The organism is Bacteroidota bacterium (assembly GCA_016721765.1).
GTDB lineage: Bacteria > Bacteroidota > Bacteroidia > UBA4408 > UBA4408 > UBA4408.
In genome coordinates, this window is record JADKHO010000004.1 from 187,349 (window position 1) to 204,486 (window position 17,138).

Here is a 17,138-nt window from a genome sequence, read left to right on the forward strand (position 1 = left end):
AAATCACAGGAAAACCAATATTGACGGTAAAATGTATTTAGCTCAATGCGTTTTCTAAAGCAGTATCAAAAGTATGTTTTGCTTCGTCAATTGATCCAAATGAAGTCTCATCAATTAAAATTTCGCCGGGTGTTACGTCACCGATGTAAGAAAACTCAACTGATGTAATGCTCATAAAATCGATGAATGCATCTTCATCTACATCTTTAACACTCACAACAACACGGCTTTGCGCTTCTCCAAAAAGAAATGCATCTTTTCTAAAATCCTCATCGGTAGAAATATCAAAACCAAACTTGTTCACCATAGCACTTTCTAAGAGTGTAATAAACAAGCCGCCATCCGAGCAGTCGTGGGCCGATTGAACTAATCCCTTTTGTATCAACTTTCGAATGGCACGTTGCACTTGGTACTCCTTTTCTAAATCAAAATAAGGAGCCGGGGAAGTTTTAATTTTATGATAGGAATATAAATATTCGGAAGAAGCAATATCATTTTGTGGTTCTCCAATCAAATAAATTCGGTTGCCAACTTCTTGAAACGCCAAAGTCGTTGCAAACTCCTTGTTATCAAGTATTCCTAACATTCCAATTGTGGGCGTTGGAAATACAGGCTCGGTTGTATCACCAACTACAGATTGGTTGTAAAAACTCACATTCCCACCGGTAACCGGGGTATCAAATTTAATACACGCTTTAGCCATTCCTTTTATCGCGCCAACAAATTGCCAATATACTTCGGGGTTATATGGATTTCCAAAATTCAAGCAGTTGGTAATGGCAACCGGAACACCTCCTGAACACACAATATTTCGAGCAGCTTCAGCAACAGCGATTGCACAGCCGGTTTCAGGATCTGCATTTACGTAGCGAGAGTTGCAATCAACAGTTAACGCAAGTGCCTTTTCGGTGCCTTTTATCGTAACCAAAGCTGCATCGCTTGGAAAGTTAGTGCTCATATTGGCTGTTCCCACCATGGAATCGTACTGTTGAATAACCCATTTTTTAGATGCAATGTTGGGATGCGAAATTAAATGTTGAGCTACCGCCAGATAATCTTCCGGCTCCGGAACCTCATCAATAGAAAACTTTTTAGAAGCAGCAAAGGAAGCGGGCTCCTTATACTCTCTTTTATACACAGGAGCGCCACCACCCAATACCAAATCTTTGGCCGGCACATCTGCTACCAATTCGTTAAGCATGTAAAAATGTAAACGCTTGGTATCAGTAACAACTCCAATTTCTTCACAGTTTAAATCCCACTTATCAAATACCGCCTTCACTTCTTCTTCTCTTCCCTTTTTCACTACAATAAGCATGCGTTCTTGTGATTCGGAAAGCAATATTTCAAAGGGTTGCATTTCCTTTTGTCGAGTAGGTACTTTATCTAAGTGAATCTTCATACCGTGTTCACCTTTAGCGCTCATTTCGCTGGTACTGCAAATAATACCTGCAGCGCCCATATCTTGCATGCCCACTACTGCGCCAGTTTTAATTACTTCCAACGAGGCTTCCAACAAAAGCTTTTCCTGAAAAGGATCACCCACTTGAACAGCCGGAAGATCATTTGCAGAATCTTCGGTAATATCTGCGGAAGCAAAAGTAGCTCCATGAATTCCATCCTTACCGGTAGAAGAACCGACAATAAACACCGGATTTCCTACACCGGTTGAAGTTGCCGAAATGGTTTCACCAACTCTAACAATACCGGCACTCATGGCATTTACAAGCGGATTCACATTATAACATTCATCAAAAAAAACTTCTCCACCCACAGTTGGAATTCCGAATGCATTGCCATAATCTCCAATTCCCTTCACCACACCTTTAACCAACCATTTAGTACGTTCGAGACTCAAATCACCGAAACGCAAAGAATTTAATTGAGCAATTGGGCGGGCACCCATGGTAAAAATATCGCGATTAATACCGCCCACACCTGTTGCTGCGCCCTGATAGGGTTCCAAAGCGGAAGGGTGGTTATGTGATTCAATTTTAAAAGCACAGGCGAGTCCATCACCAATATCTACCAATCCTGCATTTTCTTCGCCGGCTTCGGCTAAAATTCGGGAGCCCTTCTTAGGCAAGGTTTTAAGCCAAGTAATGGAATTTTTATACGAGCAATGTTCACTCCACATCACACTAAAAATACTAAGCTCTGTAAAATTAGGGGTGCGTCCCAAGATGGTCTTTATTTTCTCAAATTCTTCCGGCAATAGCCCCAATTTAGCAGCTGTTGTCTCTGTTACTTCATTCACTGTAAGTGTTTTTCCCATTTTTGATTTTGATAATGCTGCGAAAATAGGCATATCTCGGCGCATTTTCTAATTAATTATTTTATCAACATTCCTTATAAACAGGCATTCTCTCGCACTTATTTTTATATTTGCGCAGTTGCTTTATTCCAAAGCAGTTTCTCATAAAAACCCATGTTGCAATCAGCACTTCTTTGCACCCTTTATACACTCCTTTTTTGTTGGATAATCTACCGCTTCGATTTTTTTAAAATCCCTGGAATTCCTGTAAAATGGATACAAATCTTATTTTGTTTGAAAATTGTTACCGGCGTTATTCTGATCCTAATTTACAGTAGATTTTATACGGTAAGAAATACAACTGATGCATTTAAATACTACGATGATGCCAAAGTAATTTATGCGGCATTGTATAGCCATCCTATCGATTATATTAGAATAACATTTGGTATAAACTCTGGAGCAGCAGACCTTTTTCCTTATTACCAAAAAATGAACAATTGGTTTTTAGGCGATAACTATACGCTTTACAATGATAGTCGATCTGTAATACGATTCAATGCGCTGGTTTTCCCTTTCTCAAATAATCATTATAGTGTTCATATTATTGTGATGTGCTTTATATCCCTTTGCGGATTAACTGCATTATATAAAGCCTTTTACCCTTTTTTCGCAACTAAACAAGTATCCCTTATTTTTTCAGTATTTCTTATTCCTTCAGTACTTTTTTGGGGATCCGGGGTATTAAAAGAAGGCCTGATTTTATTTGCTTCCGGCTTTTTGATTTACTATTTTTTCAAATTGCTTAAAAGTCCATTTTCTCTTAAAAACTGCATGCTGTTTTTAATGTTTTGCTTCTTTATGCTTGGGATAAAAGTGCACGTTTTATTTGCGCTGATTCCAGGATTTGTAATTCTTTTTTGGCATTCAAAGTTCCTAAATCCTTCCCTTTTCAGTAAAACACTTATAATTGGTTTACTTGGCATTGTTGGAGCCATAAGCATTTCAAGTATATCTGAAAAATACAGTCCTTTTCGAATGCTCGCTCAAAAACAAAAGGATTTTATAAATATTGCGAATGGCGGATTTTATTTTGAACAAATAGGAAGCACGAATGACACTTTTTATGTGAAGGAAAAAAACAGGTTACAAATTTCGCTTGCCTCGGATTCCAGTTATTGGAAATTTAATCAAAACCTTATGGTGTACAAATGGAAGAAAGGTGATATTATTGATACTTTACAAATTGGTAAGAATGACAGTACCAGATATCGCTTTCTTATGCATTTAGACAGCAGCGGTAGTAAAATAAACATCCCTAAACTAGCCCCAAATATTGGGAGTATTTTAAAAAATATTCCGGTTGCCCTTGCCAATACATTTTTTAGACCCACGGTTTTTGAGAGTAAAAACTACCTATCGCTCTTTGCTTCACTCGAAAATTTATTGATTCTTGCGCTTTTTGTGATAAGTATTTTTTACTTTAAGAAGCCGAGCGCGCAGGAGTTGGAGGTTTTTATATTTTGCAGTTCGTTTGTGTTTATTTTATTCTCGATAATTGGTTTAACCACACCGGTATTGGGCGCTTTGGTGCGTTATAAAATTCCGGCACTCCCCTATTTGTTTATGCTATTTAGAATGTGCATTGATTCTGATAAGTTGATAAAACAGTTTCCAATTCTTCGCAAATTGCAAATAAGATTCTCGATACCTTAATTGTATTTCTGCTTTAATGCTTCGAAAGCGGAGCTTGTTTCATTTTTCATTCTGTCAACTATTTGACCACAACTTAGGATATCGTCAATAAGTTCAACCGATTGACCGGCACACCATAAAGTATCGTAGTTGGCAGGTTTTACTGAACGTTCAAGGTTTTTCATACCTCGAATTTGCACCAACATTTTAAAATATTTTTTGGTGGTTTTGTTAGTTGATAAAAGCTTTTCCAACCAATTTTGTGTATACCCAATTTTCTTAGCATAAGGCGTATTTATAATTGTACACGGGGTGCCCGAAATTTTGGTAGTCATTACAATATCATCCATTTTAGAATCTACAATAGCTTGTTTGTATGCTGCGTTTACCTTGGCTTCGGTACTGGCAATAAAACGGGTACCGACTGAAACGCCCGCGGCACCTAATGCTAATACAGAAAGAATAGCTTCACCATTCGCGATTCCTCCGGCTGCTACCACCGGAATTGTTGGAAAATGATGGTGTAAGGATGGGATGAGTACCTGCAATGAATTTGGTCCGGCGTGCCCACCAGCTGCTTGACCCACTGCAATAAATCCATCACAACCCGAATCAAAACACTTTTGCGCATGGGCAATATTCGTAACATCGCAAAAAACTTTTGCACCGTAAGCATGCGCTTTTTCAATGACTTCCTTGGGGTTGCCAAGTGAAGTGATATAAAAGGGTACTTTATTTTTAACCCCTATTTCAAGGTGTTTTGCGTAAAGTGGATTCGATTTTTGAACAATTAAATTCATCCCAAAATTGCCGGATAATTTTTTTTCTTCCTTCACTTTATGCAAACGAATAATTAGGTCTTCCAGTTCCCCTTCTTTTCGAAAATTCAAACTTGGAAAAGTTCCCATTATGCCAGATTTCATAGCCGATTCCATCATTTCGTAATTGCTTACCAAAAACATTGGAGCCATAATCATTGGAAATTCGAGATGAAGAATTTCGGTTAAAGCGTTTCGAATTTGCATTTGCCTTTGCGTTTTTTAAATTTACACAAAAATACTCTTAAATAATCAATACAATTTATGGAAGTAAAACGATTATTTGACTCGCCCTATTATCAGCTGGAGAAATTTCCAAAAGAAGATGCTTTTGCTTGTAAAGTGAACGGTATCTGGAAAAAATACTCCACTCAAGAATATATTGACCTAGCAAATAAAGCCAGCTTAGGCTTACTTGAAATGGGAATTAATGCCGGCGATAAAATTGCTCTGATAAGCAATAATCGCCCTGAATGGAATATCATGGATATTGCAATTGGTCAGCTTGGTGCAATTGTATGTCCTGTATATCCAACTGTATCGGAAAATGATTATAAATTTATTTTCAACGATGCGGAAGTAAAATATGTGCTGGTTTCGGATGCTGAGATTTTAGCAAAAGTGAACTCAATTAAGCAGGATGTTCCAAGTTTGAAAGGAATTTTCAGTTTTACTAAAATGGAAGGAGTGAACTTTTGGACTGAAATTCTAGATCGCGCCAAGCCGGAGCGGATGCCAGAAATTGAAGCGCGCAAGAATGCTGTGAAAGAGAACGATATGGCTACTATAATTTACACTTCAGGAACCACCGGCAATCCTAAGGGTGCTATGATCTCGCACAAAAATTTAATCAGCAATGCTCAAAACTGTATTGAGCGATTACCGGTTGGAAGCGATGCCAAAGCACTTAGCTTTTTACCTTTGTGCCATGTATATGAGCGCATGCTTACCTATCTTTTTCAAATTACCGGAGTTTCGGTTTATTATGCGGAGTCGATGGATACTATCGGTGAAAATATACGTGAAGTGAAACCCGATATTTTCGCAGCAGTTCCTCGTTTAATTGAAAAAGTGTATGACCGAATTATTGCGAAAGGTTCAGAGCAAAAAGGCATTAAAAAAGCACTCTTCTTTTGGGCAGTTAATTTGGGATTGCGTTATGAAGTTAACGGTGCGAATGGCTGGTGGTATGAGTTTCAGCTTAAAATTGCCAACAAACTTATTTTTTCGAAATGGCGTGAAGCCTTAGGCGGAAATGTAAAAGCCATTGCTTCAGGTAGTGCTCCCTTGCAGCCGCGATTAGCGCGTGTGTTTATGGCAGCTCGAATACCAGTGATGGAAGGTTACGGGCTTACCGAAACCGCCGTTGTTGTTTCAGTAAACTGTGAAAAAAACAATGGAGTTATGTTTGGATCTGTTGGGCGTGCAATTCAAAGCGTACAAGTAAAAATAGCTGATGACGGAGAAATTTTAATTAAAAGTCCGAGTGTGATGATGGGCTATTACAATCGTCCCGACCTTACTGCTGAGGTGATTGATGCTGAAGGTTGGTTTCATACCGGAGATATTGGAGAAATTGTGAATACCGATTTTTTAAAAATCACAGACCGTAAAAAAGAAATTTTTAAAACATCAGGTGGTAAATATGTCGCTCCACAATTGTTAGAAAACAAATTCAAGGAATCTAAATTTATTGAGCAGGTTATGGTAATAGGCGAAGGCAAAAACTTTCCCGCAGCGTTGGTTCAGCCGGCCTTTGCTTTTTTAAAAGAATGGTGCGAGCGAAAAGAAATTGCCTACAGCACAAATGAGGAAATGATTAAAAACCAAGATGTAATTGCGCGCATTCAAGAGGATATTGATACATATAATAAAGACTTTGGAAAATGGGAACAAGTTAAAAAAATAGAGCTCGTTCCTTCTGAATGGTCTATCAAAACAGGAGAGTTAACGCCTACCTTAAAACTAAAGCGTAAATTTATTTTAGAAAAAAATAAAGATTTGGTGGAAAAAATTTACGGAAAGGGCATTTAATGTATGCCTATCTGAGGATGTTCAAATCACTTTAAAAATCATTGTATTACTTATGAGAAAAATTCTTACCCTAACCCTGCTGCTGTCAGGTGCTTTTGTGCATGCCCAGGAATACCTGAGCTTACAAAGTTATAAACTGGATAATGGATTCTCGGTGTACCTACTTCCCGATAAAAATGCAAACAGTACGTATGGTGCAGTTGCCGTTAATGCAGGCTCCAAAAACGATCCGGCAGATGCAACCGGATTAGCGCATTACTTAGAGCACTTGCTTTTTAAGGGCACCACAACAATGGGTACGACAAATTATGAAAAAGAAAAACCATTTCTGGATAGCATCACTATTTATTATCAGCAATTGGGAAAAACCAAAGATGAAGTTCAACGAAAACAGATTAAGGAACGCATCAACAATCAAGCCCTGCAAGCGAGCAAATATGGACTTCCTACAGAGTTTCATACATTGTTGTCATCCATTGGCGGAACAGCAATAAATGCATTTACGGCAAACGATATGACCGTTTATCACAATTCGTTTCCGGGGGAGCAAATGAACAAATGGTTAGACTTATACTCAGATCGCTTTATAAATCCGGTATTTCGTTCTTTTCAGTCGGAGCTGGAAGTGGTTTACGAGGAAAAGAATAGGGCATCTGACAATTTTCAATTTGAATTGGTAACCCAATTGTACAAGCATCTATTCCCGAATCATCCGTATGGAACGCAAACCGCTTTGGGAACAACTGAGCACTTAAAAAATCCACCGATTGACCGCATCTATGAGTTTTTTAATTCCTATTATGTAGCCAATAATATGGCTTTATTTTTAGTTGGGAATTTTGATGTAGAAGTTGCAAAGCCACTTATTCAGGAAAAATTCAGCAGGCTTCGAAATGCTGACGTTCCAGTATTTCCGGCTTATACACCCATGCAATTTACAGCTAACGAAATCACCAAACTAAGGGTTACTCCGGTGAAGGTTGACATAATTGGTTTTAAAAGCATAGCTGTAAATCATGAAGATGAACTGGCACTTGAAGTTTGCAACAGTTTACTTTTTAATGAAAGTGAAACAGGATTACTAAATATACTTCAACAAAAAGGAAAAGTATTGGGAGCATTCGCTAATTCTTTGCATTTGAAGGATGACGGAGCTGAGTTAATGATTATTATTCCAAAAATTGTTGGACAATCCTTTGGAAGCGCTGAAAAGCTTGTATTTGCAGAAATTGACAAGATTGCAAACGGCGACTTTTCTGAAGATTTTTTGCTGCGCACAAAAAACGAATTGTTGAAAAATTTTAAGACCAATATGGAAGACCCCGAAGAAAGAGGCAGCAATCTATTGGATGTATTTAATACCGGTAAAAGTTGGGAATCGGTGCTATCCTATCCGGAGCGTATTGAAAGATTAAGCAAGCAAGATATCATGGCCATTGCCAAAAAATATTATAAAAAAAATTATTATGCCATTCATTCAAAAACCGGGTTTCCCAAAAAGGATAAAATCGACAAACCTGGATTTAAACCTGTAATTACAGAGCAAACCGAAAAATCGGCTTACGCAAAAACATTTGAGAATAAAGCAGATGCTTCCATTCAACCCAAGTTTATAGACTTTAAAAATGACGCAGAAAAATTAGAATTAGGAAAAAATAATGTTTTATACCGTGTAGCTAATCGATACAACGACATTGCAACACTTGAAATAAAGTATTATATCGGCACAAATAAGATGCAGAACCTAGAATTAGCAGCACAAATTTTAAATGAATCGGCACCTAAAGGAATGACTTTGGAAGAATTTAAAGAATCGCTTTCAAAACTAAATTGCGATTTGAGTTTTGAGGTTGACGATGATTTTTTTATAGCTCAATTGAAAGGGGATGATTCATCCATTCCTGCAGCCTTGGCACTTGTGAATCAGTTGTTAAAAGAACCGGTGGCTTCACCGGATGCGAAAAAAAACCTGGAGGAAGGGCTTAAAGCGGCGTTTAAACAGGAACAAAAAGATCCTGCAACCATGGGGCTAATTTTGCGCGCGTATGCACTTTATGGGGCTAACTCGGATTATAAAAAGAGGGCTTCACTCAGTGCAGTTAAGAAAATGTCGGTTACCGAAATCTTAACTCAAGTGCAAGAAGTAAAGAGCTATGCTGCAAGTTTTCATTATTGTGGAAAACAAGCAATAGAAGAGTTGGGTGCAGCTATTACCGGTAATTTTACCCTCAGTGATAAAGGAAAACCTGAATTAAGCTATACTCCAACACTTCCAATCACTAAATCAACTATTTATATTGTATCGGATTCAAAAGCTAGACAAAATCAGGTGTACTTTTCGGTACTTGGCGAAAATTACTCCCATGATTACGACGCTCAAATTAAGCTTTTGGGGCAATATTTAGGTGGTTCCTTTTCGGGATTAATTTTGCAGGAAATTCGCGAATACCGCTCCCTGGCTTATTCAGCCGGTGGTCGATTTACAAAACCTGTTTTCGAAAGCAATCCCCTTTTATTTACTTCTTTTGTAGGTTGCCAGGCGGATAAAACAAATGAAGCAATTGAAGTAATGATGAAATTATTAACCGATATGCCAAAGTATCCGGCACGACTAAAGCCCTTTAAAACTTATGCCCTGAGTACTGTTTCCACTAATTATCCTTCTCAACGAGAACGAAGTGAAGCTATTGAAGCAATGCAGCTTAAAGGTTTTACTGAAGATCCGCTTGAAAATGAATTTAAAACTTTAAATGCTATACAATTTGATGATATTTATAATTACTACGAAAAGAACATTAAATCGCATCCGATTATAATTACCATTTATGGAGATAAATCGAAAATTGATATGAATAAGTTAAAAGCGATTGGAGAGATAATTGAACTTAAAACGGAAGACATTGCAAACTATTGATAATTTTAAAAATAAAAAAAGGGGAACACTATTTAAGAAGTGTTCCCCTTTTTTTATGCAGCAAATATTTACTGAAGCTTGGCTAACCAAAGCGATGCATTCATAAAAAGTTTGGAATGACTGTATTTAGTCCAACTCACAAATAAGGTGTTTCCGGAAGCTCCTGTTCCATCATCCATAGGTGAGGAGTCGGTTACTATAAATACTCTTCCATTTCCATATTTAGAGGAGGCACACATCACATTTGTACTGTTTTGAGCAACCCCACTTTTCCAAATCAAGCCTTGTACATTGGGATTAGCTGTGCTATTTAATGTTAAGGTGGCGCCATTGTTAAATTCCAACTGACTCACTGCACCTTGTGTTCCGTTTAAAATTGGATTGGTACTGCTGGAAGTCCATACATTGCTGCTGAGTTGGGAGATATTAGTAAGGTCAACACTAAAACCAAAAGGATTATTTTGAATGGTATTGTTATTCATGAAATCATTCCAAATAGCGGGTGAATCCCATCCATCGTTATTGCGATCAGAAACGGTGTGATCGCTAACCATAAACAATCCTCCACCTGCATTCACAAAATTTAGCAATGCTACTTTTTCAGCAGCAGTAAAACGGGTATTGGGTTCATCAATAACAAATACGTCGTACTTCGATAAGTCTTGAGCTCCAGTGCCCCCGAAAGTAATGGCAGTTCCAGCTGGAAGCGTTTCAACAAAGTTTCCCTTCTTAACCAACTCCACACCCCAACTTGAAATAGCCCCTGTCCAGTAGCTACCTGCGGTGCTAGAAATTATTCCGCTTTGTGCAGGTGTTGGTACTTTTTTAGGCACTCCGGCATCTTCATCAATCACCCAATCAGCATTTCCTGCAGTTTCGGCTTTGGTAGCATCAAATAAAAATCGTTTCACTCCAGATGCAACGGTATTAATAGTAAAAGTTTTTGCAGAAGATGTACCGCCACCTGGTGCTGGACTTACAACTGTAACATTTGCAGTGCCCGCAACGGTTAAATTCGCTGCAGGTAAAATTGCGGTAAGGTTAGTGCTACTTAAAAACGTTGTTGTTAAAGGAGTTCCATTCCAATTTAAAGTTGAAGAACTTACAAAGTTTGTACCCAATGCGGTTATGGTAAGCTGCGCACTTCCAGCATTAACTGTATTTGGAGTTATAGAAGTTAAACTCGGAGTTGGATTTGACGCGGTGTAATCGTTTATTGTAATATCATCAATATTTATACGGTTTGTTCCACCATCTGTTTTACGAATTTCGATTCGGACTGCTCCTGTAACATTCAGCGTAAAGCTTTGCGTGATAAGTGTTGTGGTACTTGTGGTTATAGTAGTTCCACTTTGAGCGTAACTGGTTCCGGCATTGATACAATACCAAAGTTGCCAGGTACCACTTGCGTCTGCTCCATATTTTGCGTGCTTCACAGTAACAGTACTTGCACCATTCGGTGCATCAAATTTCATAGTTATTTTTCCACTGTTACGCACCCGCACGGATTGCAATCCTGCCTTTATATCAGACGCAGAATTACCGATTAAAGCATCATTTAAGTTCCAAATGCCGGTAACTAAGCTAACATCGGCCGCTGTATATGCTGCTTTGGTACCGCTTTCAAAATCCTCATTTATAGCGACCGTGATTTTTGCTGCGCTGTTGTCGATGGAAGCTGTGCTACTATCAGCTAATTCAATTTCTTTTTTACATGAAAATCCAATTATAAATAAGAATGCTAAGGTTAAAATGTGTATCTTCTTCATTTGATTTTTTTTTTGCGAATGTATACAATCACCTCATTAAAAAAAATGGAGCAAATCACAAGATGCAAACTGATACTTGTTGATTCAATAAATTGACGACCTTATGAGTGAATCATTAGAATGGGTAACCGACTCCAAAGTTTACAGTGATTTCTTTTAAGTCTGGATTTTTTATGAGCCAACGATTTCCCAATTCGTAAGCAGGATCATACACCGGATAGGCAGCATCCAGACGAATTACAAAAAACGAGAAATCGAATCGAAGTCCGAAACCTGCGCCCAGCGCCATATCGGAAATAAAATTTTGAGCCGTAAAATTTGCCCCTGGTGCAGCCGGATCCTTTTTCAAAAGCCAAATATTTCCAGCATCAATAAAAGTTGCAGCATTTAAATATTTGTACACGTTGTAACGGTACTCAAGATTAAACTCAATTTTCATATCCCCTGTTTGGTCAAACTTGCTTTCGAGCGAATCGGGTAAGGAGCCAGGTCCCAATTTACGTGTTCGCCAGGCACGAATATCGTTCACTCCTCCCCCATAAAAACTTTTTACAAAAGGTAAGACTTTGGAATTGCCATAAGGCTGACCGAAACCGATGAATGTTCTTGCCACAATTTTACTTAGCGCTCCAGTTTTTTTATAGAAGCGGTAATCAGCATTGGTTTTCCAATATTGTGCGTACTTAATTCCAAACTTTTCATAGTCGCCGTCCTCATCCTTTTTTGTACCGGTGAGTTGATTATAAAAGGTTGGAATGTTACCTCCTGTTTCAATATCAAATCTAAAGTAAGAGAAGTTTTTTCGTTCAGTTGATTCCTGATCGTTGTAAATCAAATTAAACTGGATGGAATTCACAAACAAGGGGTCGTAACGTTTTAAACTAATTGGGTTACCCGATAGTAAAAGTTTATCCCGAAACTCAGTATCTAAAAACACTTTCACAAAATTAATCTCCGACGGAGTAAAGGTAAATCGAATGTATTTTTTATTAAACGGTTTCCAATTATAGTTGTAGGAAAAGTTAGCTATTGTGCCAAAAAACTCAGGTCGCTTTTGATAATTATAGGAAAATAAAATGGATGTTTTTGGCTTAATATTCCGCGATAAAATTCGTTCCGGTAAGGGGAAAATGATGCGGGGAAAATTGAGTGAGAATTCGGGACCAATTTGATAGATATTAAAAGGATTGAGGGATTGTGAAATAGCACTTCCGGTTGAGGTTGTGCTGGTACTAATATTTTGAACCTCCAATCCGCCCTTTAAGCGAATCTCAAATATTTCGGCCCCTTTAAATACATTTTTATTTTGATAGATAAGGTTTCCTGAGACCCCAAAATTACCGGAGTTATACGTTCCTTCTGCAGCTACAGAAAAGGATTGACGGGGTGATGGAGTGAGTTGCAAAAAAGCATTTAATAGGTGGGAAGTGCTATCGGCTTTGCTTTCTTCAAAAACTACATTGGTATATTTAAAAGCACGTAAATTTCCCATTAGTTTATAGGTTTCCTCTACATTACGTTGTCGGTAAATCTCGCCTGGAATCAAGAAAAAGGGTCGAATTAAAATACTGCGTCTGAATTTTAACTTGTGGTTGTAAAGAAAATAATAATCTTTAAAAAGGCTTGTATCGGTAAATACTCTCCCCTTTTGCTTGGCAATAAAATCAGGCAGAATATATACCTTATTCAAACTGTATTTTTGATGTGAAACTTCTATTTTTTTATCTGAATCGGGCAGCTTTTTCTCGGGATTTTTAATACCGGCAGTAATGTCTACTTGTCTTGAATTTAAAGCACTATCCGCATCAAAGTGCACGTACTCCTTTAAAAAATAATAATAGCCATTATTTCTAAGCAGTAAGGTAATTCGCTCCCGTTCTTGCTCAATAACAAATTCGTCATATACGTCACCTTTATGTACCAATGTTTTTGCCGAATCGGAAAACAGAATCCGATTAATAGCGGTATCTTGAATCACATAATTGTAGTTTCGAAAATGGTATGGCTCGCCGGCTTTAATTTTATAAGTAACCCAAGATTGCTGCTTTTTATATACTGTAGTATCCTTGACCTCCGCATTAAAATATCCCTTTTTGATTAAAAACAGCCGAAGTTGAGCCGTGGATTTTTGTGTGAGACCAGTATCTAATATTACAGGTTCTTCGCCAATAACATTCTTTAACCAATTCTTATAATTTCTGGTTTTGCCATTGTTTGCGAAGTTATAAAACCACAAATGGAAACGAATATAACGGTGATTGCCAATTCGAATAATAGCTTTGTTGGGCTTTTGCTTGACGATATTTTCTAACTCATCCGCATCGATTTTACGGTTATCGACCTTCACAATGTAACTGCTCATCATATATTGATCGGTCTCTAATTTTCGAGCCGGGTTACAACTAAATAGGAATAACGCTGCAGACAAGCCAACACATACCAGTAATTTTTTATACTTTCCTGTCATTAATGCAATGCGCTATTTTTTGGGTCAAGATACAAAAAGAACCTACACAAGAATGTTGCCGCACTTTTGGGATATCAACAGAATCATGTAGGTTTGTGTTACGAAATGCAAATTTAATACTTTATCTTTTTCATGCTCAGTAAAGCACAAATTCAATTGGCACAGCGCCTTCAGCAAAAAAAATTCCGTCAAGAGGAGCACTTATTTTTGGTGGAGGGAACTAAAATTGTGGAAGAATTGTTGTCGTCCGAATATACTATTCATTCGCTTTTTGCTGTTGCAGATTGGATGCAAAAAAACAGTTTAAAGCCAAGCATGGCAGGGATTACTTGCATAGAAGTTACTGAATCAGAGCTAAAAAAAATATCTGCATTAAGCACTCCCAATGAGGTTCTATGCATAGTTCAAATGTTAAAGAAGGAGTTTTCACCGGATGAACTAATAAACAAGCTAAGCATTGCATTAAGCGATGTGCAGGATCCGGGTAATTTTGGAACCATAATGCGAATTGCAGACTGGTTTGGAATTGAACATGTGTTTTGTTCACCCGCAACTGTTGATCTTTATAATCCCAAAGTAATTCAGGCAAGCATGGGTTCTTTTTTAAGGACAAAGGTTATATATACCGATTTAAAATCCCTGCTGGAAGTTGCTAAGAATAATGGTATGATAAGTTACGGAGCGGTATTGGAAGGAGAAAACCTTTATTCAAATTCACTTACTAAAAATGGAATAATCGTATTGGGGAATGAATCCAAAGGCATATCGCAAGAACTGATTGCTGCTGTTGAGAGGAAAATTAGAATTCCTTCCTATGCTGCACATCCGGTTGATTCTTTAAATGTTTCTATTGCTGCTGCCATTATTTGCGCCGAATTCAGACGTTGATATTTTTGTTAAAAGTATAAACAAGTTTAAAATTCTGTTGTTGACTAAATTGAATATTTCAAGAATTGTTTTTTACCTTTAACTTAAAATACGACCATGCTTTTTGATACACTTAACATAGCGAAAGAACTCTCGCTTAAGCAAGAACCGGAAGAAAAAATTCTTCAGGAAATACAAACCTTGCTTACAGCCGGCGAAACCAAGGATTCGATGCTGTTAAAGCGTTTAAATGAGTCACCCGAAAATTATAAAAAGCCGCTGCTGCTAAAAGACAAACTTTCCATTAATAAGGTATATTCAGAAGAATCCATTAAACAAATTTGTATTAAATACCGCTTGCGATTTTTGGATTCCAAGCATTTTAAAGCGGAGTATCCTTATGAAGCGCTGCATCAAATAAAGGAATTTGAGCAAACACATCAAGTTAAAATTCAACACTTTAAAATTATTGCTCCGTATGACATGTTTCAGTTAACGGATGTGAATGAAGACCCCTTGTTATTTGCTCAATTGAGTGATAACAACTTTTACTTGTTGCATAAATGGGGGCATGATTTAAAATGGCATCGCGGCATTTTAAATTTTCCTTTACAAAGTATTTACACTTTTTTTCTCAGTAGCATACTTTTAGCCGCCCTTGTAGCGATAAGCTTTCCTTTCGATTGGCTAAATGTTACGCGCGAAAGCCAATATGTATTTCGTTTTTGGCTTACTACCCATTTTACTATTGCCTTTTTCTTTTTCTTTTTATTCTTAGGCTCCATGACTAACGCATCCTTTAGCGATAGCGCCTGGAACAGCAAGTATTACAATCAATAATGAATACCTCCATTGAGCTCAGATTAATAGTGCCTGAAGATAATGACGTTATCGCAAGCATTATACGAGCTAGTTTGAGTGAATTTGGAGCTAATCGACCGGGTACGGTTTATTTCGATAAAGCTACCGACAATTTGTATACGCTTTTTCAAACGGAGCAATCGCGCTATTTTGTAGCTGTTGCTTCAAATAAAATTTTAGGTGGCGGTGGAATATTTCCAACAAGTGGACTACCGGCAGATACTTGCGAGTTGGTAAAAATGTATCTCCTACCTGAAGCGCGGGGAAAAGGACTTGGAAAAATGCTGATAAACAAGTGCATCGAAGCAGCGCAAGAATTTGGTTTTAAAAATATGTACCTCGAAACCTTACCGGAACTCAGTCAAGCAGTGAAAGTGTATGAGAAATCGGGATTCACTTATCTTGATAAGCCCCTAGGAAACAGCGGTCATTTTGGTTGTGACTTGTGGATGTTGAAAAAATTAGACCGAGAATAAGGCCACAAAAAACACACGAAATTACGTTGCGTGAAGTTGTAAATAATGGAGCAGTAAAACAACTCAAAAACTTCTCATCCCATTAAATTGAACTGCAATCGATTTTCTGGTTTCAAAACTAAATGCATTTCGTAAGTTTGCGCGCTAAGCAAAATTATGGAATACGAGATTAAACCACATGAAAAGTTGAGCCTTGGTTTGCGCGAATTATGGCAGTATCGAGAGCTTTTTTACTTTTTTACCTGGCGTGACATTAAAGTTAAATACAAACAAACTGCATTAGGCTTTGTGTGGGCAATTCTACAGCCCTTTGCCATGATGCTAATCTTTTCGGTCTTTTTTGGAAGCATTTTAAAAGATCCGAACGACCCAACCCCCTACCCTGTTTTTGTTTACTCCGGCTTATTGTTATGGAATATTTTTTCATCCGGTTTAACCGGCGCTGGAAACAGTATGGTGAGTAATGCCAACATTATTAAGAAGATTTATTTTCCAAGACTTATCATTCCTATTTCTTCTGTATTGGTTTCTTTATTTGATTTTTTGATGGCTTTTGTGGTGTTTATTGGATTATTGATTTATTATTCCACTCCTATTAATATTTTTGTGTTTGTGCCGATGTTGTTGCTGAGTTTAGTAATCACAGCCATTTCAACATTTGGGATAGGTAGTTTTTTAGCGGCTTTAAATATTAAATACCGAGATTTTAGGTATGTTATACCCTTTTTAATACAAGCGCTTTTCTTTTTAACGCCCATTATTTATCCGGTTTCCATTGCTTCAAAATATGTATTTGCCAAGTATTTATTGGCTCTAAACCCTATGTATTCGGCAATTGAATTGTTTCGATTTTCGATTATGCACAAAACGCTTCAACCCGATTTATTGCTGATTAGCGGAAGCACTGCATTACTATTTTTTGCTGCAGGATTATATTATTTTAGAAAAACCGAGACCTATTTTGCCGATTTAGCCTAATTCAT

At 37.6% G+C, this 17,138-nt stretch carries 11 protein-coding genes; 7 read left to right on the forward strand and 4 right to left on the reverse strand.

Features of this window, described 5'->3' with window-relative positions; genetic code table 11:
* Nucleotides 1–37 precede the first annotated feature (37 nt).
* Complete coding sequence (purL, locus tag IPP32_14865; GenBank protein MBL0049365.1) at nt 38–2,275, reverse strand: phosphoribosylformylglycinamidine synthase subunit PurL; 2,238 nt, start codon at nt 2,273–2,275, stop codon at nt 38–40.
* A 273-nt stretch (nt 2,276–2,548) separates the two neighbouring features.
* On the opposite strand from purL, the gene IPP32_14870 reads away from it, so the two are divergent.
* Entirely contained in the window at nt 2,549–3,970 is a 1,422-nt protein-coding gene (locus IPP32_14870; GenBank protein ID MBL0049366.1) for a hypothetical protein, read from the forward strand.
* On the opposite strand, the gene IPP32_14875 is transcribed toward IPP32_14870, so the two are convergent.
* On the reverse strand, nt 3,967–4,974 hold the full coding sequence (locus tag IPP32_14875; protein MBL0049367.1) for a nitronate monooxygenase: 1,008 nt from the start codon (nt 4,972–4,974) through the stop codon (nt 3,967–3,969). The two genes, IPP32_14870 and IPP32_14875, sit on opposite strands and share 4 nt — an antisense overlap.
* Nucleotides 4,975–5,031: 57 nt before the next feature.
* Between IPP32_14875 and IPP32_14880 the strand changes: the two genes are divergently transcribed.
* Together IPP32_14880 and IPP32_14885 are read left to right on the forward strand one after the other, a co-directional pair.
* Nucleotides 5,032–6,801 carry a long-chain fatty acid--CoA ligase gene (locus IPP32_14880; protein ID MBL0049368.1) on the forward strand — a complete coding sequence of 590 codons (1,770 nt, stop codon included), beginning with the start codon at nt 5,032–5,034 and terminating at the stop codon, nt 6,799–6,801.
* A gap of 52 nt (nt 6,802–6,853) precedes the next feature.
* Nucleotides 6,854–9,715 (forward strand): insulinase family protein, encoded by a 2,862-nt coding sequence (locus IPP32_14885; GenBank protein MBL0049369.1) that lies wholly within the window; start codon nt 6,854–6,856, stop codon nt 9,713–9,715.
* 68 nt (nt 9,716–9,783) lie between these two features.
* On the opposite strand, the gene IPP32_14890 is transcribed toward IPP32_14885, so the two are convergent.
* Nucleotides 9,784–11,484: a hypothetical protein gene (locus IPP32_14890; GenBank protein MBL0049370.1), complete on the reverse strand. Its 1,701-nt coding sequence runs from the start codon at nt 11,482–11,484 to the stop codon at nt 9,784–9,786.
* Nucleotides 11,485–11,599: 115 nt separating this feature from the next.
* Entirely contained in the window at nt 11,600–13,951 is a 2,352-nt protein-coding gene (locus IPP32_14895) for a BamA/TamA family outer membrane protein (protein ID MBL0049371.1), read from the reverse strand.
* Nucleotides 13,952–14,083: 132 nt separating this feature from the next.
* Between IPP32_14895 and IPP32_14900 the strand changes: the two genes are divergently transcribed.
* The 4 genes from IPP32_14900 to IPP32_14915 all read left to right on the forward strand — a co-directional run bounded on the left by IPP32_14900 (nt 14,084) and on the right by IPP32_14915 (nt 17,133).
* Complete coding sequence (locus IPP32_14900; GenBank protein MBL0049372.1) at nt 14,084–14,839, forward strand: RNA methyltransferase; 756 nt, start codon at nt 14,084–14,086, stop codon at nt 14,837–14,839.
* 96 nt (nt 14,840–14,935) lie between these two features.
* Nucleotides 14,936–15,658, forward strand: coding sequence for a hypothetical protein (locus IPP32_14905; protein MBL0049373.1), 723 nt, complete (start codon nt 14,936–14,938; stop codon nt 15,656–15,658).
* Nucleotides 15,658–16,155, forward strand: coding sequence for a GNAT family N-acetyltransferase (locus tag IPP32_14910; GenBank protein MBL0049374.1), 498 nt, complete (start codon nt 15,658–15,660; stop codon nt 16,153–16,155). The genes IPP32_14905 and IPP32_14910 overlap by 1 nt, the downstream gene beginning before the upstream one ends.
* 156 nt (nt 16,156–16,311) lie before the next feature.
* Nucleotides 16,312–17,133 (forward strand): ABC transporter permease, encoded by an 822-nt coding sequence (locus tag IPP32_14915; protein MBL0049375.1) that lies wholly within the window; start codon nt 16,312–16,314, stop codon nt 17,131–17,133.
* Nucleotides 17,134–17,138: the final 5 nt, after the last annotated feature.